This is a genomic window from Plantactinospora sp. GCM10030261, from assembly GCF_042666615.1.
GTDB lineage: Bacteria > Actinomycetota > Actinomycetes > Mycobacteriales > Micromonosporaceae > KBS50.
Genome location: NZ_JBHTDD010000050.1, coordinates 1 through 22917 on the forward strand (window position 1 = coordinate 1; position 22917 = coordinate 22917).

Annotated in this window: 22 protein-coding genes; 10 read left to right on the plus strand and 12 right to left on the minus strand. The window is 72.5% G+C overall.

The window, feature by feature from the left end:
* Positions 1 to 124: 124 nt before the first annotated feature.
* From ACFQUZ_RS31645 to lpdA, 3 genes are read left to right on the plus strand one after another with little or no spacing between them, the layout of a single operon-like run.
* The gene (locus ACFQUZ_RS31645) at positions 125 to 1114 is read left to right on the plus strand and encodes a pirin family protein (RefSeq protein ID WP_377448853.1); all 990 of its coding nucleotides are present in this window, start codon (positions 125 to 127) and stop codon (positions 1112 to 1114) included.
* A gap of 38 nt (positions 1115 to 1152) precedes the next feature.
* Complete coding sequence (locus tag ACFQUZ_RS31650; RefSeq protein ID WP_377448855.1) at positions 1153 to 1830, plus strand: hypothetical protein; 678 nt, start codon at positions 1153 to 1155, stop codon at positions 1828 to 1830.
* Positions 1831 to 1860: 30 nt separating this feature from the next.
* Positions 1861 to 3261, plus strand: coding sequence for a dihydrolipoyl dehydrogenase (gene lpdA, locus ACFQUZ_RS31655; protein WP_377448857.1), 1401 nt, complete (start codon positions 1861 to 1863; stop codon positions 3259 to 3261).
* Positions 3262 to 3468: 207 nt separating this feature from the next.
* Here lpdA and ACFQUZ_RS31660 read toward each other — a convergent pair whose 3' ends face one another.
* Positions 3469 to 3741, minus strand: coding sequence for a DUF2795 domain-containing protein (locus ACFQUZ_RS31660; RefSeq protein WP_377448858.1), 273 nt, complete (start codon positions 3739 to 3741; stop codon positions 3469 to 3471).
* Positions 3742 to 3973: 232 nt separating this feature from the next.
* Here ACFQUZ_RS31660 and ACFQUZ_RS31665 point away from each other — a divergent pair, with 232 nt between their 5' ends.
* Positions 3974 to 4375 carry a DUF2267 domain-containing protein gene (locus tag ACFQUZ_RS31665; RefSeq protein ID WP_377448860.1) on the plus strand — a complete coding sequence of 134 codons (402 nt, stop codon included), beginning with the start codon at positions 3974 to 3976 and terminating at the stop codon, positions 4373 to 4375.
* Positions 4376 to 4510: 135 nt separating this feature from the next.
* On the opposite strand, the gene ACFQUZ_RS31670 is transcribed toward ACFQUZ_RS31665, so the two are convergent.
* Positions 4511 to 5680 carry a CaiB/BaiF CoA transferase family protein gene (locus ACFQUZ_RS31670; RefSeq protein WP_377448862.1) on the minus strand — a complete coding sequence of 390 codons (1170 nt, stop codon included), beginning with the start codon at positions 5678 to 5680 and terminating at the stop codon, positions 4511 to 4513.
* A 208-nt stretch (positions 5681 to 5888) separates the two neighbouring features.
* Here ACFQUZ_RS31670 and ACFQUZ_RS31675 point away from each other — a divergent pair, with 208 nt between their 5' ends.
* Positions 5889 to 6905, plus strand: coding sequence for a TerC/Alx family metal homeostasis membrane protein (locus ACFQUZ_RS31675; RefSeq protein WP_377448864.1), 1017 nt, complete (start codon positions 5889 to 5891; stop codon positions 6903 to 6905).
* Positions 6906 to 6962: 57 nt separating this feature from the next.
* Here ACFQUZ_RS31675 and ACFQUZ_RS31680 read toward each other — a convergent pair whose 3' ends face one another.
* Entirely contained in the window at positions 6963 to 7811 is an 849-nt protein-coding gene (locus tag ACFQUZ_RS31680) for a hypothetical protein (protein WP_377448892.1), read from the minus strand.
* A 163-nt stretch (positions 7812 to 7974) separates the two neighbouring features.
* Here ACFQUZ_RS31680 and ACFQUZ_RS31685 point away from each other — a divergent pair, with 163 nt between their 5' ends.
* The 3 genes from ACFQUZ_RS31685 (at position 7975) to ACFQUZ_RS31695 (ending at position 9651) form a co-directional block, all read left to right on the plus strand.
* Complete coding sequence (locus ACFQUZ_RS31685) at positions 7975 to 8574, plus strand: sulfite oxidase-like oxidoreductase (protein ID WP_377448866.1); 600 nt, start codon at positions 7975 to 7977, stop codon at positions 8572 to 8574.
* Positions 8544 to 9287 (plus strand): ferredoxin reductase, encoded by a 744-nt coding sequence (locus ACFQUZ_RS31690; RefSeq protein ID WP_377448868.1) that lies wholly within the window; start codon positions 8544 to 8546, stop codon positions 9285 to 9287. The genes ACFQUZ_RS31685 and ACFQUZ_RS31690 overlap by 31 nt, the downstream gene beginning before the upstream one ends.
* A 76-nt stretch (positions 9288 to 9363) precedes the next feature.
* Complete coding sequence (locus ACFQUZ_RS31695; protein WP_377448870.1) at positions 9364 to 9651, plus strand: DUF6510 family protein; 288 nt, start codon at positions 9364 to 9366, stop codon at positions 9649 to 9651.
* A gap of 66 nt (positions 9652 to 9717) precedes the next feature.
* Here the strand turns inward: ACFQUZ_RS31695 and ACFQUZ_RS31700 are convergent, their stop codons facing one another.
* The 8 genes from ACFQUZ_RS31700 to ACFQUZ_RS31735 form a co-directional block, all read right to left on the minus strand.
* Complete coding sequence (locus ACFQUZ_RS31700) at positions 9718 to 10638, minus strand: carbohydrate kinase (protein ID WP_377448872.1); 921 nt, start codon at positions 10636 to 10638, stop codon at positions 9718 to 9720.
* Between the two features lies 1 nt (position 10639).
* The gene (locus ACFQUZ_RS31705; protein ID WP_377448874.1) at positions 10640 to 11695 is read right to left on the minus strand and encodes a glycosyl hydrolase family 32; all 1056 of its coding nucleotides are present in this window, start codon (positions 11693 to 11695) and stop codon (positions 10640 to 10642) included.
* 100 nt (positions 11696 to 11795) lie between these two features.
* Positions 11796 to 12827 (minus strand): LacI family DNA-binding transcriptional regulator, encoded by a 1032-nt coding sequence (locus ACFQUZ_RS31710; protein WP_377448876.1) that lies wholly within the window; start codon positions 12825 to 12827, stop codon positions 11796 to 11798.
* Between the two features lie 72 nt (positions 12828 to 12899).
* Complete coding sequence (locus ACFQUZ_RS31715) at positions 12900 to 14024, minus strand: glycoside hydrolase family 172 protein (RefSeq protein WP_377448877.1); 1125 nt, start codon at positions 14022 to 14024, stop codon at positions 12900 to 12902.
* A gap of 27 nt (positions 14025 to 14051) precedes the next feature.
* A complete protein-coding gene (locus ACFQUZ_RS31720) occupies positions 14052 to 14888 on the minus strand; it encodes a carbohydrate ABC transporter permease (RefSeq protein WP_377448879.1) in 837 nt (278 codons plus the stop codon).
* On the minus strand, positions 14888 to 15859 hold the full coding sequence (locus ACFQUZ_RS31725; protein WP_377448880.1) for a carbohydrate ABC transporter permease: 972 nt from the start codon (positions 15857 to 15859) through the stop codon (positions 14888 to 14890). Before ACFQUZ_RS31725 ends, ACFQUZ_RS31720 begins: the two co-directional genes overlap by 1 nt.
* Positions 15856 to 17220 (minus strand): ABC transporter substrate-binding protein, encoded by a 1365-nt coding sequence (locus ACFQUZ_RS31730; RefSeq protein WP_377448882.1) that lies wholly within the window; start codon positions 17218 to 17220, stop codon positions 15856 to 15858. The genes ACFQUZ_RS31725 and ACFQUZ_RS31730 overlap by 4 nt, the downstream gene beginning before the upstream one ends.
* 251 nt (positions 17221 to 17471) lie before the next feature.
* Complete coding sequence (locus ACFQUZ_RS31735) at positions 17472 to 18698, minus strand: MFS transporter (RefSeq protein ID WP_377448884.1); 1227 nt, start codon at positions 18696 to 18698, stop codon at positions 17472 to 17474.
* 570 nt (positions 18699 to 19268) lie between these two features.
* Between ACFQUZ_RS31735 and ACFQUZ_RS31740 the strand changes: the two genes are divergently transcribed.
* Positions 19269 to 19703 (plus strand): TrmH family RNA methyltransferase, encoded by a 435-nt coding sequence (locus ACFQUZ_RS31740; protein WP_377448886.1) that lies wholly within the window; start codon positions 19269 to 19271, stop codon positions 19701 to 19703.
* Between the two features lie 180 nt (positions 19704 to 19883).
* On the opposite strand, the gene ACFQUZ_RS31745 is transcribed toward ACFQUZ_RS31740, so the two are convergent.
* Complete coding sequence (locus tag ACFQUZ_RS31745) at positions 19884 to 21347, minus strand: M20/M25/M40 family metallo-hydrolase (protein WP_377448888.1); 1464 nt, start codon at positions 21345 to 21347, stop codon at positions 19884 to 19886.
* Between the two features lie 117 nt (positions 21348 to 21464).
* Between ACFQUZ_RS31745 and ACFQUZ_RS31750 the strand changes: the two genes are divergently transcribed.
* Positions 21465 to 22760, plus strand: a complete 1296-nt coding sequence (locus tag ACFQUZ_RS31750; RefSeq protein ID WP_377448890.1) for an NAD(P)/FAD-dependent oxidoreductase — start codon at positions 21465 to 21467, stop codon at positions 22758 to 22760.
* Positions 22761 to 22917 lie beyond the last annotated feature (157 nt).

Sequence of the window (22917 nt, forward strand, 5' to 3'; positions counted from 1 at the left end):
GCCAGGCCGCTGACCTGGTCGCCGAGCAGTGGAACAGCTGACCCACGACATGACGGCACGGGCCCCTCGCCAACGCGCTACGCGTTGACGAGGGGCCGTCGTCTGTTCGCCGTACAGTCGGTGGATGAACGCCGCCGTTCCGTTGCCGGCACAGATCCGGCCGCCGTTTACCGACGAGCAGCCGGGCGGGTCGCCGGCCGAGCCCGCCAGTGTGCTGCTGCCCGGCCACGACGTGCCGCTCGGGCGGTACACGACGGTGCGGCGGTTGCTGCCGCACCGTCGGCGACGGATGGTCGGCGCCTGGTGCTTCGTGGACCACTTCGGTCCGGACGACGTGGCCGACCGGCCCGGCATGCGGGTGCCACCGCACCCGCACATCGGCCTGCAGACGGTGACCTGGCTGGTCGCCGGTGAGATCCTGCACCGGGACAGCCTGGGCAACAGTCAATCGATCCGCCCCGGCCAGCTCAACGTGATGACGTCCGGGCGCGGCATCGCCCATTCCGAGAACTCCCCGCCGGAGCATCCGCCGAGCATGCACGGGGTGCAGTTGTGGATCGCGCTACCGGAGTCGGCGCGGCACGGTGCGCCGGACTTCCGGCACCACGCCGAGATCCCGACGGCGCGGCTCGGTGACCTCACGGTGGACGTGCTTGTGGGGTCGCTGGCCGGTGCCCGGTCGCCGGCCGTGGTGCACAGTCCACTGCTCGGCACCCAGCTGACCGGACCGGAGGGCGCCGCCGGGTCGTTGCCGCTGGATCCCGCGTACGAGCACGGGGTGCTGGCCATGTCCGGGACCGCGCGGGTCGGCGACGCGGACCTGGCGCCGGGTTCGCTGCTCTACCTGGAGGCCGGGCGTACGGAGTTGGCGGTGACCGCAGGGCCGGACTGCCGGCTGCTGCTGCTCGGTGGCGAACCGTTCGCCGACCCGTTGGTGATGTGGTGGAACTTCGTCGGCCGTACGCACGAGGACATCGTCGAGGCGCGGGAGGACTGGGCGGCCGGTCGCCGGTACGGCACCGTGTTCGACGATCCCACGCCCGTGCTGGCCGCTCCACCGATGCCGACCACCCGGCTCAAGGCCCGCGACCGGAACGGTGTCACCTCGGGCTGACCGGGCGTGACCGGCCAGCAGGTGGGTACCCGGGCGGCATGGCCCGATTCCACGAGGACAAACAGGTCGAGCGGCGCAAACGTCTGGTCCGCAGGCTCGTCGCGAGCGGCCGCGGGTTCGCCGAGGCGTACGGACTGCGGGTCACCAACAACCCGGGCAGCCTGTTCCAGGTGCTCTGCCTCGCGGTGCTGCTGCGGCGGACCGGCGACGCGACCCGGGCGACGGCGAGCGCCCTGGCACTGCGTGACCGGGGGTGGGATTCCGCGGCTCGGCTGGCCCGCTCCCGGGTCGCCGACCGGGCCGACCTGCTGCGCGAGCGGGGCTGGCGGAATGCCGACGCGACCGCGCTGGCGATCGGCCTCGGCGACCTGGCCCGCACCCTGGTCGACCGCCACCGTGGCGACCTGCGCCGGTTGCGGGTGGCCGCCCGCTACCGGCCGGCCAGGGAACGCCAGTTGCTGACCGCGCTGCCGGCGGTGGACAACCAGGTCGTGGATCTCTTCCTGCGCGAGGCGCAGGCGCTCTGGCCCGAGGTGGCGCCGGTGGCTGACCGGCGGGCGCTGGCCGCGGCCCGCAAGCTGGGACTGGGTCGGTCCGCCCGCGACCTGGTCGCGCTGGCTGGCGAGCGTCGTTCGGAGCGGCTGGCCTGGCTGGTCGGCTCGCTCGCCCGCACCGATGTGGAGAACCGGTACCGCGAAGTCCGGGCGGCCATCTGACGCCGACACGGCACGGCCTAGCATCCGGCCATGGCGAAACATCACGACGTCGTCGTCCTCGGCGCGGGACCCGGCGGCTACACCGCCGCCGTCCGCGCCGCCCAACTCGGCCTCGACACCGCGGTCGTCGAGGAGAAGTACTGGGGCGGAGTCTGCCTCAACGTCGGCTGCATCCCGTCGAAGGCGCTGCTGCGCAACGCCGAACTGGCCCACCTGATGACCACCGAGGCCGACACCTTCGGCATCCGGGTGGACGGAAAAATCAACCTGGACTACTCGGTCGCCCACCGGCGCAGCCGCGCGGTCGCCGACGGCCGGGTCAAGGGCGTCCACTACCTGATGCGCAAGAACAAGATCACTGAGTACGACGGGCGCGGTACGTTCGTCGACGCCAACACCCTCACCGTGGCCGGTGCCGACGGTGGCACCGAGACCGTCACCTTCGACCACTGCGTCATCGCGACCGGCGCCAGCACCCGGCTGCTGCCGGGCACGTCGCTGTCGCCGCGGGTGGTGACGTACGAGGAGCAGATTCTCGCCGACCGGTTGCCGGGCAGCATCGTCATCGCCGGTGCGGGGGCGATCGGGGTGGAGTTCGCGTACGTGCTAAACGCGTACGGCGTCGATGTGACAATCGTGGAGTTCCTGGACCGCATGGTGCCGACGGAGGACGAGGAGGTGTCCGCCGAGCTGGCTCGCCGCTACCGCAAACTGGGCGTCACGGTGCTCACCGCCACCCGGGTGGAGTCCATCGAGGAGGGCGACGACCAGGTCCGGGTCACGGTGAGCCGGAACGGGAAGCGGGAGGTGCTGGCCGCCGACACGGTCATGCAGGCGATCGGTTTCCAGCCTCGGGTCACCGGGTACGGCCTGGAGCGCGCCGGGGTCCGGCTCACCGACCGGGGTGCGATCGAGGTCGACGGCCGGGGCCGGACCAACGTGCCCCACCTGTTCGCGATCGGCGATGTCACCGCGAAGCTGATGCTCGCGCACGCGGCGGAGGCGATGGCGATCATCGCGGCCGAGACGATCGGCGGCGCCGAGACCATGGAACTCGACTTCACGATGATTCCGCGGGCGACGTACTGCCAGCCGCAGATCGCGAGCTTCGGCTGGACCGAGCGGCAGGCCCGGGAGCGGGGCTTCGACGTCCACGTGGCCAAGTTCCCGTTCAGTGCCAACGGCAAAGCGCACGGGCTGGCCGACACCGGGGGCTTCGTGAAACTGATAAGCGACGGGCGGTACGGCGAACTGCTGGGTGCCCACCTGATCGGTCCCGACGTCACCGAGCTGTTGCCCGAGCTGACCCTGGCTCAACAGTGGGATCTGACCGTGCACGAGCTGGCCCGGAACGTGCATGCCCATCCGACACTCGGTGAGGCGGTCAAGGAGGCACTGCACGGACTCGCCGGTCACATGATCAATATGTGACGGATATTCGTAATATCCTCCGGATGGACGACCTACCCTCGTACGCTTGGGTCGGCAGCGATGCCGTCCCCGGCGCGGGGCGGCGCCGCCCAATCCGGCGAGCGCGTCCGGTTCGGACGCCGCACCGTCGCCGGGTGCGGTCGGACGTGGTGCTCCAGGCGATGCCAGCCCTGTCCTGGCACCTCGTCCGACCTCTGGCAGGCCGCCTCAGATGGACCGCAGGTCGCGGGCCACCCGCTGGTGCCGACGGTCGCGCGCCTTGCCGGCCCGCTCGCCCGCGTCGACCTCCGGCGCCAACTCGGTGCGGGCCGACCGGACCACCTCGTTGGTGTTGGCATAGTCCACCGGTGGGATCGCCCGCAACGCGCGGAGCACCTCCGGCGGCGCGCCCGCCCGCTGCGCCTCCCGCAGGATCTCGTCCTTGCCGGCCGGATAGTCCATCGCCGAGAGGTACCGCATCACCTGCTCGTTGGTCGTCATCGATCGCGCTCCTCACCGCTGCCGCTGTGTCGGCACACCGCCTCGCCCGCCCCGCCCCCGCGCCCGGTTGTCCGCCCGTCGGCGCACTGTCGCCGCCGACCACGGTGGCGCGGCATACCCGGTGCCGGCGCCGGCACGCCTGCCGCGCGCCGCCGTTAGGCGCCGCCTCCCGCGGGTACGCCGCTGGCTCGCGGCCGGGGGAGTGGCCCGCCGCCGGGGGAGGGGCGTCACCATGGACTACGACACCTTCGTCAACCTTGTCGCCCGGCGTGCCGGGGTGGATGTCGACCGGGCCGTCGAACTGAGCCGGGCCGCTCTGGAGACGCTGAACGACCGGCTGCCCGGGGGCGCCGCGCTGGATCTCGCCACCCAACTCCCGTTGCCCCTGCAGGGCCTGTTACGGCCGCCCGACGACGCCGCCGAGTCCTTCGACGCCGCCGAGTTCGTCCGTCGGGTGGCGACACGCGCGGAGACGGGGGAGGAGGCGGCCCGGGACGCCGCGCGGGCGCTGTTCCACGCCCTGCGCGAAGCGGTCGAGGGCGCGGAGTTCGACGACCTGGTGGCCCGGCTACCAGCGGACTACGGAACGCTTGTCGAGCCGGCCCCCGCACCGGGCGCCCCCCAGCGACGCTGAGCTCCCGCCCCCGCCCCCGCCCCCGGCCCCGGCCCCGCGATCTTGGAGTTTTGGCGCCGACAAAAGGGATTGAAGGCGCAAAAGGCCAACCCATAGTGCAAGATCGACGGGGCGGGGGCTGACGGCCCGGCGCGCTCAGGCCACCGCGCCGCCGTCCCGTAGCCGCCGGATCGCCGCACCGGACCGGCCCAGCTCGGCCAGGATCTCGTCGGTGTGCTCACCGGGATGCGGCGGCGGCCGGCGGATCGCGCCCGGGGTCCGGCTGAATCGGGGAGCCGGCGCCGGCTGGGTCACGCCGTCGGGGGAGACGAACACCCCGCGCGCCGCCAGGTGCGGGTGCTCGGGAGCCTCCGCCCAGTCCAGCACCGGCGCCACACAGGCGTCGCCGGAGCCCAGCAACTCGACCCACTCGTCCCGGGTGCGGCTGCGGAACAACTCCGCCCAGTGCCGCCGCGCGGCCGGCCACTGGCCCGGATCGGTGCGGTCCCGGCCCTCGCCCTCCGGCGGCTCGAACCCGGTCCGGCGTACCAGTTCCGCGTAGAACTGGGGCTCCAGCGCGCCGACCGCCAGGTGCCGACCGTCCGCGCACTCGTACGTGGCGTAGAACGGGGCGCCGCCGTCGAGCAGGTTCGCCCCCCGCGCGTCCTGCCACATCCCCATCCGGCGTAGCGCGTGGATCTGGGTGGACAGCACCGCCACGCCGTCCACGATCGCGGCGTCGACCACCTGACCGGTGCCGCCGGCCCGGACCGCGTGCAGGGCGCAGACCACGCCGAAGGCCAACATCATCCCGCCGCCGCCGAAGTCGCCGAGCAGGTTCAGCGGTGGCACCGGCGGTTCGTCCGCCCGGCCGATGCCGTGCAGCGCCCCGGTGAGCGCCAGATAGTCGATGTCGTGCCCGGCGTACCCGGCGTTCGGCCCGTCCTGCCCCCAGCCGGTCATCCGCCCGTACACCAGGTTCGGATTGACCGCGTGGCACTCGGCGGGCCCCAGCCCCAGCCGCTCGGTGACCCCCGGCCGGAAGCCCTCCAGCAGCACCTCCGCGCCGGCCACCAGATCCAGCACCAGGTCCCGCCCGGCGGGCTGCTTGAGGTCCACCCCGATCGAGCGGCGCCCCCGGTTGAGCAGGTCCGGGTGCGGCGTGCCGAACGCCGACGGGTCGACCACGGACGCCCGGTCCACCCGAACCACGTCGGCCCCCATGTCGGCGAGCAGCATCGCGGTGAACGGGCCGGGTCCGATGCCGGCCAGCTCCACCACCCGTACGCCGGTGAGCGGGCCGGCGGGCGCTGTGTCCTCGGTCACCGGGCCCACCTTAGGGCAGCGTCCCGCCCGCTTGGCGATCGCATCTGGCCTGGTCTAGCCTTAGCCGCGAGGGGAGTACTTCCCACGACCGCGGTCAGGTCAGGAACCATTCCGGTCAGTACGGACGCCGCCACCGGCGCCTCGGATGGTTGCCCACAATCGTGGGTGAAGGAGACCTCGGACATGCCATGGTGTTCGAGGAGGCCTGATGACCGGATCGTCCTATCTTGCCGCGCCCGCGCTGGATTCCGTGGGTTCGCCGATGCTGTGGACCGTCACGATCCTCGGCGTCCTCGGCCTGCTCGTGCTCGACTTCCTGGTGACCCGCCGGCCGCACGAGGTGTCCATCCGGGAGGCGCTCGGCTGGTCCGCCTTCTATGTGGCGTTGCCGCTGGCCTTCGGCGTGTTCATCTGGTTCCGCTTCGACAGCGGCCGTGGCCTGGAGTACCTCACCGGTTACCTGGTCGAGAAGTCGCTCTCGGTCGACAACCTGTTCGTCTTCATGCTGCTGCTGGCCGCGTTCGCGGTGCCGGCCGCGCTGGCCCAGCGGGTGCTGCTGTACGGCATCGCCGGCGCCCTGGTGCTGCGCGGCATCTTCATCGCCCTCGGCGCCGCCGCCCTGCAGACCCTGGACTGGGCGTTCCTGCTCTTCGCCGCGATCCTCATCGCCACCGCGATCAAGCTGCTCCGGGACGCGACGAAAGGGCACGACCAGCACGTCGAGATCTCCAAGATGCGGTCGGTCCGGGTGCTGCGGCGGATGATGCCGGTCACCGACGACTACCACGGGACCCGGATGATCGTGCGGGTCGACGGCAAGCGGGCACTCACCCCGATGGCGCTCGTGGTGGTCGCGGTGCTCGCCACCGACGTGGTCTTCGCGGTCGACTCGGTGCCCGCCGTGTACGGCATCACCGAGGATCCGTACCTGGTCTTCGCCACCAACGCGTTCGCCCTGCTCGGCCTCCGGGCGCTCTACTTCGTGCTGCACGCCGCGCTCAGCCGGCTGGTGCACCTGAGCTACGGCCTCGCGGTCATCCTCGGGTTCATCGGGCTCAAGCTGGCCCTGCACTGGGCGCACGGGGTCTGGGACACCGTGCCGGAGATCCCCACCCTGGCCTCGCTCGGCGTGATCGTCGGCGTCCTGGTGGTGGTCACCCTCACCAGCCTGCGTGCCACCCGGGAGACCCTCGGATCGCACGAGCGGATCAGCGGAGGCCGTTGATCCGGTGGCCGGCGGCGGCCACGACGGTGTCGCCGCCCGCAACGCCCGGGCCGGCGGTCATGACGGTGCCGCCGCCCGCCCCGACCCGGCCGGCGGCGCCAGGCCGATCGCGTTCGGGTACGGCAGGACGCCGGCCGCGGCGACCGCGATCGGTCCGAGCAGACCCGCCAACCGCTCGGTGCGTTCGGTGCCGAGCCGCCGCCACGGGGCCTCGGCCAGAGCGTCGGTGCACCGCTCGATGTCGTCCCGGGCGGCGATCGCGACGGGCGTCGGCCGCCCATCGGGGGTGAGCCAACCCCGGTCGACAAGCCGTTCCTGGCCGGCCGCCCACTCCTCGTCGGTCCATCCGCGGGCGCGTTGCAGCACCGTCCGGTCGCCGTCCACGGCGGCCCGCCACACCAGGGACTCCAGCCCGTCCAGGCCGTGCACCAGCAGCGCCGCCACGTGCCCGTCGCCGCGGTGCTCGCGCAGGACGGTGGCGGCCTGCCAGAGCACGCCGAGGTCGTCGTCGGGCCAGGGCAGGTCGGCGTTCGCGGCGGCGAGCGGCCGGCCGGCCGGGTCGATCCCGCCGGCCGCGGCGCGGAGCAGTTCCGTCGCCTCCGACACCCGGGCCGGGGGAAGGTCGGGCAACGCGCGCAGGACCCGACGCGCGCCGTCGAGCCGGGCGCGAAGCACCCCGGCGGGTTCAAGCCGCCGCCACACATCGGGCATCGCGCGGGCCACCATGCCGGGGGCGAAGCCGAAGAACGTCGCGACCACCGGCCCCGGCCCGACCGGACCGAGAGGTGCCGCCCGACCGGCGAAGTAGCCGCGCCAGAAACCGCGCAGCCCCGCCTCCTCGTACGCGGTGCGCGCCGCCGGCGCGAAGTAGGTGACCGCGTGCACCGGCTCGAACAACCGCCACATCCGCCGTGCCGTCGACGCCACGCCGACCTCCCGTCGCCCTGGTCCGAGGTTCCATCCTGCCCACCCGTGCCCGGTCGGCGGAACCCCGGCCCCGCGGCCGGCCCGCGAGGGCTGGTTGCCGGCAACCGGTGCGCGCTGGCCGACCGGGTGGTACGACTAGCGGATGGGCATCGTGTCGAGAGGCTTCACCGGCCGACGGCGCACCGGTGCGGCGGACCTGCCGCCGGGCCAGTACCTGGTGGATGACTTCCCGGTGCTTTCCGCCGGACCGACTCCCCGCGTGCCGCTCGACGAATGGGAGTTGGTGATCACCACCGAGACGGGCGAGCGGCACCGATGGTCCTGGACCGACTTCCTCGCCCTGCCGGCGGAGACGCCGACTGTCGACATCCACTGCGTGACCCGCTGGTCCAAGCTGGGCACCCGGTGGACCGGCGTGTCACTGGACGTGCTGCTCGACGAGGTGGAGACGAGCGCCGACCACGCGCTCGCCGAGTCGTATGGCGGCTACACCACGAACCTGCCGCTGGAGGACCTGCGTGACGGTCGGGCCTGGGTGGTACACAAGTACGACGGCGATCCGCTGCCCGCCGAACACGGCGGCCCGGCCCGGTTGCTGGTGCCGCACCTCTACTTCTGGAAGTCGGCGAAATGGCTCAACGGCATCAGGTTGACGCCGACGGACGAGTCCGGCTTCTGGGAGACCGCCGGCTACCACGACTACGGTGACCCGTGGCGCGAGCAGCGGTACCAGGGCGACTGAGCTGGCGGGTGGCGCACCTGGCGGGCCGCCGGGAGGAGACCGCCACGGCCGCCACCCTGGTGCTGGACGTCCCGGACTGGCCGGGGCACCTGCCAGGGCAGCACGTGGACGTCCGGCTCACCGCCCCCGACGGCTACCGGGCCGAGCGGGCCTACTCGCTGGCCGGCCCGGCCGACGCGGGCCGGATCGACCTCACCGTGCAACGCGTACCCGATGGGGAGGTGTCGCCGTACCTGCTCGACGTGTTCGCCGTCGGCGACCCGGTGGAGATCCGCGGGCCGGTCGGCGGATGGTTCGTCTGGCGGCCGGCCGACGCCCCGCCGCTGCTGCTGGTGGCCGGCGGATCGGGGATCGTGCCGCTGATGGCGATGGTCCGCGCCCACCGGGCGGCGGGCAGCCGGGCACCGGTCCGGCTGATCTACTCGGTCCGGACGCCCGCCGACGTCATCTACGGGGCCGAACTGCGGGACGCGGCCGACGCCGGCCTGGAGGTCGGGTACGTCTACACCCGCGCCGTGCCGGACGGCTGGCCCGACCCGCCGCACCGGACCACCGCGGCGGACCTCGACGCGCACGGCTGGCCGGCCGACCGGGAGCCGGCGTGCTACGTCTGCGGCCCGACCGGTTTCGTGGAGGCGGCGGCGGACCTGCTGGTCGATGCGGGGCATCCGACCGAGCGGATCCGCACGGAACGGTTCGGCCCGACCGGCTGAGCGACGGAACGGTTCGGCCCGACCGGCTGAGCGACGGCCCGGCGATGGCGACCGGGCCGACCGACGAGGAGGCGAGATGCCGGAACAGTCCCACCTGGACGGCAACATGCTGGACGGGCCGCTGCGGGAGGTGTTCGCGGTGGACCTGAGCGGCGCCACCGGCCGGTGCGCCGGTTGCGGACGCACCGGGCCGATGGCCGGCCTGCGGGTCTATCCGCAGGCACCGGGCCTGGTGGCGCGCTGCCCGGGGTGCGCCGCCGTGATGCTGCGTCTGGTGCGCGGGCCGGACCGGGCCTGGTTGGACCTGCGCGGTGCCACCTTCGTGCAGATCCCGCTGCCGACCGAGGCCACGCCGCCCGGCTGACAGCGCCGACGCCTGAGGGACGCCGGCCGTCCGTTACCCACCGGATGCCGGCCGATGGAAGGCCGGCTACAGCTCGGCCCGGCGCGGCGGGTCGGCGCCCGCACGGGTGCAGGTGATGGCCGCGACCCGGGTGGCGTGGTCGAGCACTGCGCCGAGCCGGTCGGTGTCCAGCGTGCCGAGCCGATCCGGGGCGGCCTCGTCGGCGTCGAGGAGCGCGTCCAGCAGGCCAGCGGTGAACGCGTCACCGGCACCGACGGTGTCCACCACGGTCACCCGGCGGGCCGGGCGCCGAACGATCCGCCCGGCTGTCACCGCGACCGATCCGGCGGCCCCTCGGGTCACCACGACGAGCCCTACGCCGGTGTCGAGGAGCCGGTGGGCGGCGGCCTCGACCGGCATCCCGGGGAACCACCAGGCCAGGTCGTCGTCGCTGGCCTTGACCAGGTGCGTGTGCGCGGCCAGGGCGAGCAACCGGGCCCGGGCCTCGTCCGGGTCCCCGACCACCGCCGGCCGCACGTTGGGATCGAGGCTGACCAGCACCTCCCCGTCCGCGTGCAGCCGGGCCACCAGGTCGGCGACCAGATCCGCGCCCGGCGGCAGCAGCGCGGTGAGGGACCCGGTGTGCAGTATCCGGGTGCCGCACGGGGGCCTGGCCAGTTCCTCCGCCGCCCAGTACCAGTCGGCGGTGCCGTCGAGGTAGAAGTCGTACACCGCGGCACCCGCCCCGTCCAGCGACACCACCGCGAGGGTGGCCGGTCGGTCGTCGGTGGCCACCGCACTGAGGTCCACGCCGTTGGCGATGGCGTGCGCCCGCAGCCGGCGACCGAGTGCGGTGCTGGAGAGCCGGCCGAGCAGCGCGGTGGGCCGGTCCAGGCGGGCCAGGCCCACGGCGACGTTCAGCGGGCTGCCGCCCGGGTGGGCGGCGAACAGACCGTCGCGGCCGTGCGCCGCGAGGTCGACGACGGCCTCGCCGAGGACGGTCAGCACGTCAGGCCCCGGCCGCGACGGCCTGGCTGGGCGCGGTGCCACCCGCCTGCGCCGGGTCCGGCACGGGGGTGCGGCGGCCCAGCACCGAGTACGGGGTTCCGGGCTCCGCGTCGCCCAGCAGGACCGTGCCGTCGCCGGTGACCCGGACCGGGATGGGGTCGCTCAGCTCCCCGACGAACCGACCGTCGGCATCGTGGTTGAGGAAGGCGAGCAGCTGCCACCGGCCGGCGGCGTCGCGGACCAGCCGGCCGCTGTAGAGGCTGTCGTCGGTGAGCCGCTGGGCGTGACTGGCGTCGAACGGACCGAGCAGGGAGTCACCCGGTACCACCCATACCCCGGCCGCCGCGGCCGCGTCGGGGCGGCGCCGGGCCAACTGGTCGCGGAGGCAGGAGAAGATCAGTACCGGCCGCCCGTCGACGACCTCGACCTGCGGCACCTCCAGGTGGCCGAAGCCGCTGCCCGGGGCGGTCAGCGGTGGTTGCGCGGTCCACCGCACCAGATCGTGCGAGCGGGCGTGTCCGATGACCCCCCGGTCGTCGACCGGTCCCTCGTTGGCCCGCGCCGTGATCAGCATGTGCCAGCCGTCGCCGCCCGGGTCGGGGAACACCCAGGGGTCGCGCCACGCCTCGTCATGCCAGGTGGAGTCGCCGAACCGCTCGTACCAGCGGCCGGCGGCGGTGAGCACCGGGGAGGTCGGGTGCCGGTGCCAGGTCGTCAGGTCGGTCGAGGTGGCCAGGCCGATCCGCTGGACCAGGGCCCGCTCGGTGCTGCCGGCGCCGGTGTAGAACATGTACCACCGGTCGTCCGGTCCACGCAGGACCGAACCGGTCCAGGTGGCGACGTCGTCGAACGCGGGCCGGTCGGCGGGAACCAACGCGTCGGTCACCTGGGTCCAGGTGCGCAGGTCGGTCGAGATGGCGTGGCCGACGCTGGCCCGAAAGTGCCGGCGGTCCGGATCGCCGAGCGCCCGGGAAGCCCGCAGGAAGAACAGGTGGTGGGTGTCGCCGTCGCGGGCGAACCAGAAGTCCCAGATCCAGGCGTCGGGCAGTCGTAGCACGGTTCGTCCTTCGGGTAGGCGCCACCGTGGCAACGGTGGCGGATCGCGGCGTCGGGCGGGGAGGTCGACGGGCGCGACGGGGCGTTTGATGGATCCGGAGCTAGGCGGGGGCGGTGACCGAGTCCCGACGTACCAGCGGGCAGGGCATGACGACCTGCCGGGCGGCCGGTCGGCGGGGACCGGAGGGCGCATCGAGCAGGGTGACCATCGTTTCGACCGCCCAGGCGCCCATCTCGTAGTGCGGCAGCGCGACGGTGGTGAGGCCCGGGTGCAGCCCTTCGGCGATCAACTCCTGGTTGTCGAAGCCGACCACCGACAGGTCGTCGGGAATGCGTAGGCCGAGTTCGGCGGCGGCCCGGTAGGCGCCCATCGCCATCCGGTCGTTGAAGCAGAACAGCGCGGTGGGCCGGTCGGTGCGGTCGAGCAAGGCCCGCGCGGCCCGGTAGCCACCGTTCGTGTCCGACTCCTCGGCGATGACGTAACGCGGGTCCGGGGTGAGTTCCGCGGACCGCAGAGCTTCCTGGTAACCCAGTAGTCGACCTCGGGTGGCGGGGATGTCGTCCACGTTTGTCACGAATCCGATCCGGTGGTGGCCGGCATCGAGCAGTTCCGCGGTGGCGACCCGGCCGCCGTCCCGCTCGTCCGGCACCACGGAGGGCAGCGTGGTGTCGGTGCTGCTCGCGTCGAGCAACACGACCGGCATCGGACGCAGCTCGTCGGGCACCCGGACGACCTGGTGATACATGGTCGCGTAGAGCACCCCGTCCACCCGGTGCTGGGCGAGCGCCTGGATCTCGCGTCGCTCGACCTCCGGGTCACCGCCGGTGGTCAGCAACATGAGCACCCAACCGCGCGCCGACGCCGCCTCCTGGGCGCCGAGGATGATCCGTCCGGCGTGCGGGGTGGTGGCGATCTGGTCGCTGAGCAGTCCGAGGGTGTGCGAGCGACGCAACCGCAGCCCGCGCGCCAACCCGTTCGCCGCGTAGCCGAGCCGGCGGGCGGCCGACTCCACCCGTTCCCGGGTTTCCGGGCTGACCCGGGTGCCGTCCTTCCGGTTGAGCACGTGGGACACGGTGGTCACCGAGACGCCCGCCGCGGCGGCGACGTCGCGAATGCTCGCCTTGGATCCCATCAGCTCACCATCGCACTGTTCGCCGGGGCCGCGCCGTCCGGGATGGACGGCCGGCCCACGGTATCGGACCGGTCACTCGTCCCACAGGCCGTGTTCCGGCCAGCGCCGGGGCAGCCGTTCCTGCACGGGTGGCAACTCCGCGAGCGGCTTGTGCGGGTGGTGCTGGTACCAGTACGCCACCGAGGAGAAGTCGTTGCCCTGGTCGTTGGCATGGCCGTGCTCGATGGTGACCCGGATCGAGGAGCTGAACCGGACCGGGTCCTCGATGTGGAATCGGTACATGCTCCACAGCCCGAAGTGTTCCTGTGGGCTGCTGGCCAGGCTGATGCCGTGGTACGGGCCGGCGTACGCCCCGCTGGGGAAGCCCCAGGCGGCGTTGAAGTAGTCCTCGGTGCCGGTGCCGTGCAGCGACGGGGGCCATTGCTCGCCGTCGATAAAGATCATGTCGTCGCCCTCGCCCGGCCAGCTGTACGGCTGGTTGGACGCGTTGTGGTTGTCGATGTTGAGCACGCAGCCGACGTAGTGGCCGGTGCCCTCGGCGTCCAGGATGACGTAGTTCTCGTCGCCGGTGAGGTTGGTGCCGGGCAGGTCCCAGGGCGCTGGCAACTCCCCGGGTGCGAGCCCGTTCGGCACCGGGGTGCACGGCTTCTCCTGCCGGTAGTAGGCGTGGAAGTAGGCCACATCCTCCGGCTTCGCCTCGTCGGTCAGCTCGTAGTCGACGTAGTAGAACAGGTTCTCGATCGGCTTGTCGCTCTCGTTGCGGATGACGATCTTCGCCGCGCTGCCGAACGGCATCGGGAAGTACGAGTTCATCGCCGCGGCGAACGGCCCCTTGGGTCCGCGGCGGGGGCCGAACACCATGCTCAGCGGCAGCGACACGTAGTGCGTGCAGGTGGCGTGCCCGACACCGAAGAAGTCGCCGAGCGGGCTGCGGACGCTGGGGTTCTCCTCGCCGTCCCAGTACATCTCGACGACCAGCTTGCGCAGGTATTTCTCCGAGTAGCAGCGGGTGGTGAGCCAGATGTGTTCGATGACGCCGGTGCCGGTGATGTCGGCCAGCACGGCGGTCTCACCGGGTGGCACCGTCGTGAAGTCACGGTTACCGCCGGTCCGGTCCCAGCTCGACTCCCGCTTGGAGCGGCCGGCCTTGACCCGGGACAGCCCGGCGAGCGGGCTGGTGGGTTGCCAGAACGACATGGAGATTCCTTTCGGTGGTGCGGGATGTCAGCCCTTGACCGCGCCGAGGCTGAGCCCGGCGACGATCCGCCGTTGCAGCAGCAGCGTCAGGACGACCGCGGGTACGGAGTAGAGGGTGGCCAGCGCCGTCATCGGCCCCCAGTCGAGGCCGAACTGGCTCTGGAAGTTGGCGATGGCGATCGGGGTGGTCTGCGCCCGGATCGAGGTGAGTAGCAGGGCGAAGAGGAACTCGTTCCAGGAGGCGAGGAACGCGAAGATGGCGGTGACCGCGACCCCGCCGGACACCACCGGCAGGATCACCCGCAGCAGCGCCCGGAACCGGCCGCAGCCGTCCACAAGCGCGGCCTCCTCGATCTCCCGGGGGACGCCCTCGAAGAAGCTGGCCAGCAGCCAGATCGACAGCGGCAACGCGACGGTGGTCTGGGCCAGGGCCAGACCGGTGGGGGTGTCGGTCAGGTTCACCGCGCCGAGGATGGTGACAAGCGGAATGCCGATCGCCACCGCGGGGGCCATCCGGACCAGCAACGAACCGGCCATCAGCAGCCGCCCGGCCCGGGTGCGGTAGCGGGTGATGCCCCAGGCGGCCGGGATGGCCAGCGCCATGGACAGCACCGTGGCCAGCACGGCGGTGCTCACACTGTTGATGAACGACGCGGTCACCCCGGGCCGGTTCAGCGCGGTGACGTAGTTGTCCAGGCTGAACCGCTGCGGCAGCACGGTGGGCGGCACCGCGATCGCGTCGACGGGCGGCTTGACCGAGGTGAGCACGAGGTAGACGAACGGGAAGCCGTAGATCACCACGACCAGCACGGCGAGCGCCCAGAGCAGCGCGGTCTTGACCCGCGCGACCGTACGAGGGGACATCAGGACTCCCTGCCCGGCCGCCAGATGGTCAGCACCGCGACCATGGCGACCACCATCATGACGATCATGAAAAGGGTGCTGGTGGCGGCGGCCGTCCCCGGGTCGTTGAAGCTGACCATCGTCTTGTAGATGGTCAGGCTCAACGTCTCCGAGGCCGACTGCGGGCCACCGTCGGTCTGGATGAGGATCACGTCGAACGCCCGCGCCGCGTCCACGCCCCGGATGACCAGGGCCACCGCGATGATCGGCCGCAGCAGCGGCAGCGTGACGCTTACCAGCAGGCGCAGCCCGCGGGCGCCGTCGAGCCGGGCGGCCTCGTACAGGTCCGGCGGGATGGCCTGCAGGCCCGCGTAGAGGACCAGGGTCATGAACGAGGTGGTCAGCCAGATGTCCGGCAGCGCCACCGCGAACAGCACCAGGTCCGGGTCGCTGAGCCAGGAGATGTCGCCGGGGGAGTCGAGGACGCCCGCCCGGTACAGCAGTTCGTTCACGATGCCGACGTTGTCGATCATCAGGAACCGCCAGAGCAGGCCGGCCACCACCGGCGCGATCATCAGCGGGTAGAGGAACAGCGTCTGCAGGATCCGGGCCTTCGGTCCCAGGCGGTGGAACAGCAGGGCCACGCCGAGGCCGAGCAGCAGCTCGGCGGTCACCACGATCACCGTGTACGCGAGGGTGCGGCCGGCCGCGGCGCGGATGCCTGGGTCGGTGAGCGCGGTGACGTAGTTGTCCAGCCCGGCGAAGCCGCGCCCGTCACCCAGCCCGGATCCGGTGTACAGGCTGTCCACGGCGAGCCGCACCAACGGCCAGCCGACCAGCGCGAGCAGCACCACCGCGGCCGGCGCGGCGAGCAGGGTGGCGTACCCCGCGTCCGACAACCGGCCCCGGGTCCGCGACCGGCCCGGGCGCGCGGCGGGTCGCGGCGCCGGGGGTGGGGTCCGCGGCGGCGCCACCGGCGCTGTCCGGGTCACTTGATGATTCCCTCGATCTGGGTACGGGCGGCCTTGAGCAGGGCGGCGTAGTCGGCTCCCGGGGTCAGCGCCTTCTGGATGGTCGGGATCAGGACGCTGTCCACGATCCGCTGCCAGTGCGGGGTGGCCGGCCGGGCCTTCGTGGCGCTGGCGTTAAGCGTGGTCAGCAGCGGGCCGAACGACTCGAAGCCGGGCTTGTCCGCGTACTGCTGGTAGGCGGACTTGCGGGCGGCGAGGCCGAGGCTGGTGTCGATGCTCAGCGCGTTGTCGTCGTACGCGGCCTTGATGAACTGCTCGGCGAGGTCCTGCTTGGCGCCGCCCTGCGGGGCGGAGAGGTACCACGGCCCGGGGATGCCGGCGACGCCGGCGGTGCCGCCGATCATTGGCGCCGCGCCGACCTTGCCGGCGACCTTGGCGTCGGCCGGGATCTGCCGGTACGCGTGTGCCCAGAACCGGGTCATGGCGGTTTGACCCTGGTTGAACAGGTTCTGTGCGGCGTTCCAGTCGGTCTGCGCGGCACCGCTGGGGGCCACCTTGTGCTTGTTGTTGAGGTCGGCGTAGAAGGCGAGCGCGGCGACGTGCTGCGCGTTGTCGACGATCACGGCGCCGTTGTCGTCGAGCACGACGCCGGGCGAACCGGCCTGCAGGACGTGCGCCAACCACTCGGTCTCCACTGCGCCCTTGACGTCGGTGCCGTAGAGCTGCTGGCCGGGTCGGGTGAAGAAGGTGGCCACGTCGGTGAACTGCTGCCAGGTGGTCGGCGGAGCGAGCGGGTAGCCGTACTTCGCCGCGAAGGCCGACTTCTCCTTGGCGTCGTCGAACAGGTCCTTGCGGTAGAGCAGGATCTCGGTGTTGGTCCACACCGGCATGCCGACGAACGTCCCGTCGACCTGGGCCTCGCTGACCAACGCGGGGAACAGGTCGTTCTTCACCTCGTCGGTGAACAGCTTGTCGATCGGGGCCAGCTTGCCGGCGAACAGCGGCAGCCACACGGCGTCGACCGCGCACACGTCGAACGACGGCTTGCCGTTGGACAGCTCGCTGGTGAGCCGGTTGAACAGGCCGTCGTACGGCAGCTCGACCAGGGTGACCGTGCTGCCGGTGTCGCGCTGGAACTTGTCCACCACCGGCTGCAGCTCGATCTTGCCGCCGCCCTCGCAGGCCACGGTGAGGGTCTGGGCGTCGGACGCCCCGGCGTCGCTGGTGCCACCAGCGCCGCACGCGCTGGTGAACGCGGCCAGGCCAGCGCCGGCGGTGAGGCCGAGGAAGCCGCGGCGGCGCCAGCCGCCGGTGACCACCGGCGCGCCGTCGCTCGTCGTCGGGACGCTGCCGCTCGTGGGCCAGGCGTTGCGAGAGGCCATCGTTGACTCCGATCAGAAGGGGGGAGAACGGGGGAGACCCGGCGGGCGGGCACGCCGGAGGAGAGAGTGGGGTCGGATCGACGCTGCTGCCAAAACCTTTTGGCAAAAGCTTTTGGCATACCGTAGGTAAGCACCCTGTAGTGGTCAAGCTGCATTTGCGTAACTGGCCGCCCGGGTCACCCGGTGGCCGGTTAACAAGGGGCCCTTCCTATACCGAAAGCGATAAGAAGGGCCCCTTCCTCGCAGGTCGGTCAGCGGTTGACGACCGCCATCGGGCGCCACACCGCCATGGCCAGTACGGTCATCGCGGCGCTGGCGGCCCAGAACGGCGCCACCACGGTGCCGGTCAGCCCGGCCAGCGCCCCGCCGACGGCGGTGCCGACCGCGGCGCCACCCAGGTCCAGCAGCGAGTAGACGCTGCCCACCCGGCCGCGCAGGTGATCAGGCACCAGCCGCTGCCGCAGCGACACCACCAGCACCCCCCAGACCATGGTGTGCACCCCGAAGACCACAAGCACCAGGCCGGCCACCCACGGTGACCGGGTGCCGGCGAGCACCACCTGGATGCTCACCTCGATCAGCAGACCGGCCCGCAGCAGGTTCGCCGTGCCGAACCGGCGTCGCAGCCGGGGAGCCAGCCAGGTGCCGAGCAGCCCACCGGCCGCCGACGCGGTCAGTAGCACCCCGTACCGCAGCGGATCGAGCCCCAGGCGCTGCTCGGCGTACAGCACGAAGACCGCGAACGCCGCGCAGAACGCCACGTTCATCACCGCGAGGCACACCGCGAGCAGGCGCAACGCGGGCAGCGACCACAGCGCGCGTACGCCGTCGGTGATCTCGGCGAGCAGGCCGCGCCGCCGCGGAAGGCCGGCCTGGGCGGTGGCCGGCGACACCGGCCGCCAGCGCACCACCGCCAGCAGCACCGCGGCCAACCCGAAGCTGGCCGCGTCGACGCCGAACGGCACGGCCACCCCGGCCACGAACAGGTACGCCCCGAGCGGCTTGGCGGCGAACTGGTTGCCCACCACGAAGGTGGCCATCAGCCTGGCGTTCGCCTGCTCCAGTCGCTCGGCCGGCACGATGCTCGGCAGCAACGCCGAGGACGCCGTGTCCGCGAGCGTCTCGCCGGTGCCGAGCAGGAAAAATGCCAGATAGATGGCGGGAATGCCGACGGTGCCGGTGACGATCGTGACCGCCAGCGCGGCGAGCACCACGCCCCGGCCCAGGTTGACGGCCACGATCAGCCGCCGGCGGTCGAGGCGGTCCACCAGGGCGCCGCTGACCAGTGCCAACAGCAGCCAGGGCAGTTGCTGGGCGAGGACCGCCCCGGCGATCAGCGACCGATCGGTGGTGAGGGAGGCGACCAGCAACGGGCCGGCCACCATGGTGACGCCGTCGCCCAGGTTCGACACGGCGCTGGCCAGCCAGACGGCGTGGAAGTCCCGGCCGAGCCGGGGTGGGACGCTGGTGGAGGTCATCGGATCCACCCCGTCCGAGGGACGGAAACCGGGGTGGTGGAAACGCCGGGCACACCGGGGCGCCCGGTCGGGACATGCGGAAACACGCGTTCTCCTCGACAGGCGTGACAACGGCACCACGACGGGTGCCGGGCAGACGGCGGCGGGACGGCCCGCACGCCGGGTGGACGCGCTTCGAGGCGGCCGCGGTACGGCCGGTCGGTCAGTTGGTCGTGCCCGTCCACTCCGGAGAGTTACGGGAACGACGAACGATCACCGCGACGGCGCTCAGCCGCGGCGCGTCGAAGCCGGGAAGGTCACCGGGTCGAGGAGTGCGATGCACATGGGTGCCTCCGATCCGAGGATGGCTCCGACAGTCGGACGGTACCGCATGGACGATCTTCGCCGCTATGCTGAGACGCGTCCCGTCCCCGTCGATGGCCCGGGTGCGCCGCGAAGCGCCCGTACGATGACCGACGACCTCTCCGGCGGAGCCGCCGGCGGCCGGTGAGCCCGGCGATCCGGGCGCGGACCCGGCACGAAACGCGTGTCGCCCGCCGCCCCCGCGCCCACCGTTGCTGGGGCCACCTCGTGGCCGCACCCCTGTGGCCGATGCACGGCGCCAACCTGGGCACCCTGCTGCGCACCTGCGACGCCGTCGGCGCCTGCCTCGCGGTACCGCCGTTCGACTGGGTGAACGGCGCACTGGAACGCGGCAACACCCTGCGCCACCCGACCTGCGTACACCGGATCGGTTCGCCACTGCGCTGGCTGGACCGGGAACGCCGGGCGGGCGCCCACGTGCTCGGGGTGGAACTGGCCGACGAGGCCATCCGCCTGGCCGACCTGCCGGCCGCCCGCCGACGGACCATCGTGGTGCTCGGGCACGAGGCGGACGGCATCCCGCCCGAGGCGCTGAACCTGCTCGACGCCGCCGTGGAGATCCCGATGGTCGGCCACGGACTCAGCCTGAACGTCGCGGTCGCCGGATCGCTGGTGCTCTACAAGGTGGCCGGACTGCTGTGAGGGCCCAACCGGTGGTGTTCGTCGCGGCGGGCCTGTTCCTGTTCGGCGCCGCGTCCCACGGCTACGACCTGGTGGTCCGGGGTCCGGTGCCGTATCCGGCCGTCGGTCTGCCGATCAACCTGTTCTGGACGAGCCTGCTCCTGGGGCACCCTCAGCGAGCTGGAGAAGGGTTCCGTTCCTTCACAGCGGGGCGGCGACGGGGCTGCGGTGTCCGGTCTGGTCCACGGCGCGGACGCCGAAGAATACGTTGTCCTTCGACAGGTCGATGGTCACCTCGGTGACGTCGCCCACCGGGATCACCTTCTGCCAGTCCGGCGCGGTCGTCTCCCGCCACACCACCTCGTACCCGGCGAGATCCGGTTCCGGGCCGCGCTGCCAGCGCAGCGTGGTGTCGTTGGTGAGCTGGGTGGTGTCGATGACCACGCCCTTCGGGGTGCCCGGGGCCTGCGCCAGCGACCACAGGACGGCGCCGTTCACCTTCGCCACCCGGGTGATGTAGTCGAAGTCGCAGAACTCCGGCAGGTCGCCGTACTGCTTGCCGTCCTCCACCCGGACGTCCTGGTGCTGGTGGGCGAAGTCCTCGTTCGGCTCGGTGAACCGTAGCCCCGGATAGCCCTGCTCCAGGAACGGGATGTGGTCGCTGCCCCGCCGGTAGCGGTCCCGCCGGTAGATGATTCGCACGTCGGCGCCGGTCGCGCCGTTCTCCGCCACGTCGGTCACGAACCGGGCGAGTTGCCGGGTCGGCGAGTCGTTCTCGCCGCCCACCGACCGACGCACGGCGGCCTGCTCGGGCGTCTCCGAGGTGGGCACCCCTTCGGCGAACAACCGCAGGCCGCGGGCGTCCACGGTGCCGTCGTCGGCGCGGCTGGCCCCGACGATGTCGTTGCTGAACATGGCCTGGATGTCGGTGCCGGCGGCCCTGTACTGCCGGGCCAGGTGTCCGGAGCCGTACAGGCCCTGCTCCTCGCCGGCCACCGCGGCGAACACGATTGTCGCCTCGGGACTGCGGGTCGCCAGCACCCGGGCCAGTTCCATCAGCACCGCCACCCCGGAGGCGTCGTCGTCGGCGCCGGGCGCGTCGCTTGTGAAGTCCATGACGTCGGTCACCCGGGAGTCGTAGTGCCCGGTGATCACGTACACCCGTTCCGGGGTGACCGATCCGCGCAGGGTGGCCACCACGTTGGTGATGACCGTCGGCGTCGGGATCCGCGGCGCCGGCTCCTGGGTGTACGACTGGAGCGCCACCGTCATCCGGCCGGCCGACGGCGCGGCGTACTCCAGCAACCGGTTGTGGATCCAGTCCCGGGCGGCGCCGATGCCGTGCACCGGATCGTCCTGATCGGACAGCGTGTGCCGGGTCCCGAAGGCGACAAGCCGGCGGACGGTGGCCTCGATCCGATCCCGGTCGATCTCCCGGAGCAGTTGCCGCAACTCGCGGTCGGGTGCCTGCGGGCGGGTGGGTCGGCCGGGACCGCGTACCGGATCCGCGTTGTGCGGGTCGGTGCCGCGCGCCTGCGCGGGCGCGGCGACCAGCGGGACGGTGACGGCGGTGACGGCGGCGGCCGCCGTCGCGGCGGAGGCGGACAGGAACGTGCGGCGCGCCGTGCCGGTGGGCCGGGTGCCGTTCGCTTCACGATCAGGCATGCGTCGCATCGTCGGCCTCCAGACCGATGAATGTCAATGTTCTTCGGGTTCCGGTGAACCGCGTCGCATCCTGCCTGGCGAGGTTTGCGTGGCGGCGGTCCGGGAAGGCGGGCGGGTATGACCAAACCCCGTGTCGTGATCGTTGGTGCCGGATTCGCGGGTTACCACGCCGCGAGAACCCTCTCCCGACTCGCCCGCGGCCGGGCGGAGATCACCCTGCTCAACTCGACCGACTACTTCCTCTACCTGCCGCTGCTGCCCGAGGTCGCGGCCGGCGTGCTGGGTCCCACCCGGATCTCGGTCCCGCTTGCCGGATCCCTGCCCGGCGTGCGGCTCGTCGTGGGTGAGGCCGACGGGGTGGATCTGGCCGGCCGCCAGGTGCGCTACACCGACGCCGAGGACCGGTCGGGATCCATGGAGTACGACCGGCTGGTGCTGGCCGTCGGCAGCGTGAACAAGCTGCTGCCGATCCCCGGTGTCACCGAACACGCGCACGGATTCCGTGGCCTACCGGAGGCGCTCTACCTGCACGATCACGTGGTCGGCCAGATCGAGCAGGCGACCCAGACGACCGATCCGGCGGAACGCGCCGCCCGGTGCACATTCGTGGTGGTGGGGGCGGGTTACACCGGCACCGAGGTGGCCGCGCACGGGCAGTTGTTCACCGACGAGTTGGCCGCCCAGCACCCCGACCTCGGCCTGCGGCCCCGCTGGATGCTGCTGGACATCGCCGACCGGGTGCTTCCCGAACTGCACGAGCGGATGTCGCGGACCGCCCACGGGGTGCTCGACGAGCGGGGCGTCGACGTGCGCCTGGGCACCTCCGTCAAGGAGGCGACCGCCGACGGGGTACACCTCAGCGACGGCCAGTTCGTGCCCACCCGATCGTTGGTCTGGTGCGTGGGGGTGCGGCCCGATCCGCTGGTGGCCGACCTGGGCCTGCGCACCGAGAAGGGCCGGCTGGTGGTGGACGAGTTCCTCAACGTCCCGGGACACCCCGAGGTGTACGCGTGCGGGGACGCTGCGGCCGTACCCGACCTGACCAGGCCGGGTTCGCTCACCACGATGACGGCGCAGCACGCGGAGCGGCAGGGCAAGCTGGCCGCGCACAACATCGCAGCCTCGTTCGGGCAGGGTCGGCGGAAGCCGTACCGGCACCACGACCTGGGCTTCGTGGTGGACCTGGGCGGCACCGACGCGGCCGCGAACCCGCTCAACGTGCCGCTGGCCGGGCTGCCGGCGAAGGCGGTGACCCGGGGGTACCACCTGTTGGCGATGCCCGGAAACCGGGCCCGGGTCGGCGCCGACTGGCTGCTCGACGCCGCCCTCGACCGGCAGGCCGTGCACCTGGGACTGGTGCCCGCCCACTCGGTGCCGCTGGAGAACTCCGCACCGGAGACCCCGGCCCGCTGACCGACCGCGCGCGCCGGGGCCGCGGCGTGCCGGCGAGTGCCGCCCGCCCGGCCTTCGCCGGCCGCGAGCCCGGTGGGCCGCGCCCCCGCCGGCCCGCCCCCGCCGGGCCGCACCGGCCTCGGCCCGCGCCGGTCCGCCTCGGCCCGCGCCGGTCCGC

Excerpts from the sequence above, each read along its gene's own strand:
- ACFQUZ_RS31645 (WP_377448853.1), top strand. The coding sequence starts at position 125 with ATGAACGCCGCCGTTCCGTTGCCGGCACAGATCCGGCCGCCGTTTACC.
- ACFQUZ_RS31650 (WP_377448855.1), top strand. The coding sequence starts at position 1,153 with ATGGCCCGATTCCACGAGGACAAACAGGTCGAGCGGCGCAAACGTCTG.
- lpdA (WP_377448857.1), top strand. The coding sequence starts at position 1,861 with ATGGCGAAACATCACGACGTCGTCGTCCTCGGCGCGGGACCCGGCGGC.
- ACFQUZ_RS31660 (WP_377448858.1), bottom strand. The coding sequence starts at position 3,741 with ATGACGACCAACGAGCAGGTGATGCGGTACCTCTCGGCGATGGACTAT.
- ACFQUZ_RS31665 (WP_377448860.1), top strand. The coding sequence starts at position 3,974 with ATGGACTACGACACCTTCGTCAACCTTGTCGCCCGGCGTGCCGGGGTG.
- ACFQUZ_RS31675 (WP_377448864.1), top strand. The coding sequence starts at position 5,889 with ATGACCGGATCGTCCTATCTTGCCGCGCCCGCGCTGGATTCCGTGGGT.
- ACFQUZ_RS31680 (WP_377448892.1), bottom strand. The coding sequence starts at position 7,811 with ATGTGGCGGTTGTTCGAGCCGGTGCACGCGGTCACCTACTTCGCGCCG.
- ACFQUZ_RS31685 (WP_377448866.1), top strand. The coding sequence starts at position 7,975 with ATGGGCATCGTGTCGAGAGGCTTCACCGGCCGACGGCGCACCGGTGCG.
- ACFQUZ_RS31695 (WP_377448870.1), top strand. The coding sequence starts at position 9,364 with ATGCCGGAACAGTCCCACCTGGACGGCAACATGCTGGACGGGCCGCTG.
- ACFQUZ_RS31710 (WP_377448876.1), bottom strand. The coding sequence starts at position 12,827 with ATGGGATCCAAGGCGAGCATTCGCGACGTCGCCGCCGCGGCGGGCGTC.
- ACFQUZ_RS31715 (WP_377448877.1), bottom strand. The coding sequence starts at position 14,024 with ATGTCGTTCTGGCAACCCACCAGCCCGCTCGCCGGGCTGTCCCGGGTC.
- ACFQUZ_RS31720 (WP_377448879.1), bottom strand. The coding sequence starts at position 14,888 with ATGTCCCCTCGTACGGTCGCGCGGGTCAAGACCGCGCTGCTCTGGGCG.
- ACFQUZ_RS31730 (WP_377448882.1), bottom strand. The coding sequence starts at position 17,220 with ATGGCCTCTCGCAACGCCTGGCCCACGAGCGGCAGCGTCCCGACGACG.
- ACFQUZ_RS31735 (WP_377448884.1), bottom strand. The coding sequence starts at position 18,698 with ATGACCTCCACCAGCGTCCCACCCCGGCTCGGCCGGGACTTCCACGCC.
- ACFQUZ_RS31745 (WP_377448888.1), bottom strand. The coding sequence starts at position 21,347 with ATGCCTGATCGTGAAGCGAACGGCACCCGGCCCACCGGCACGGCGCGC.
- ACFQUZ_RS31750 (WP_377448890.1), top strand. The coding sequence starts at position 21,465 with ATGACCAAACCCCGTGTCGTGATCGTTGGTGCCGGATTCGCGGGTTAC.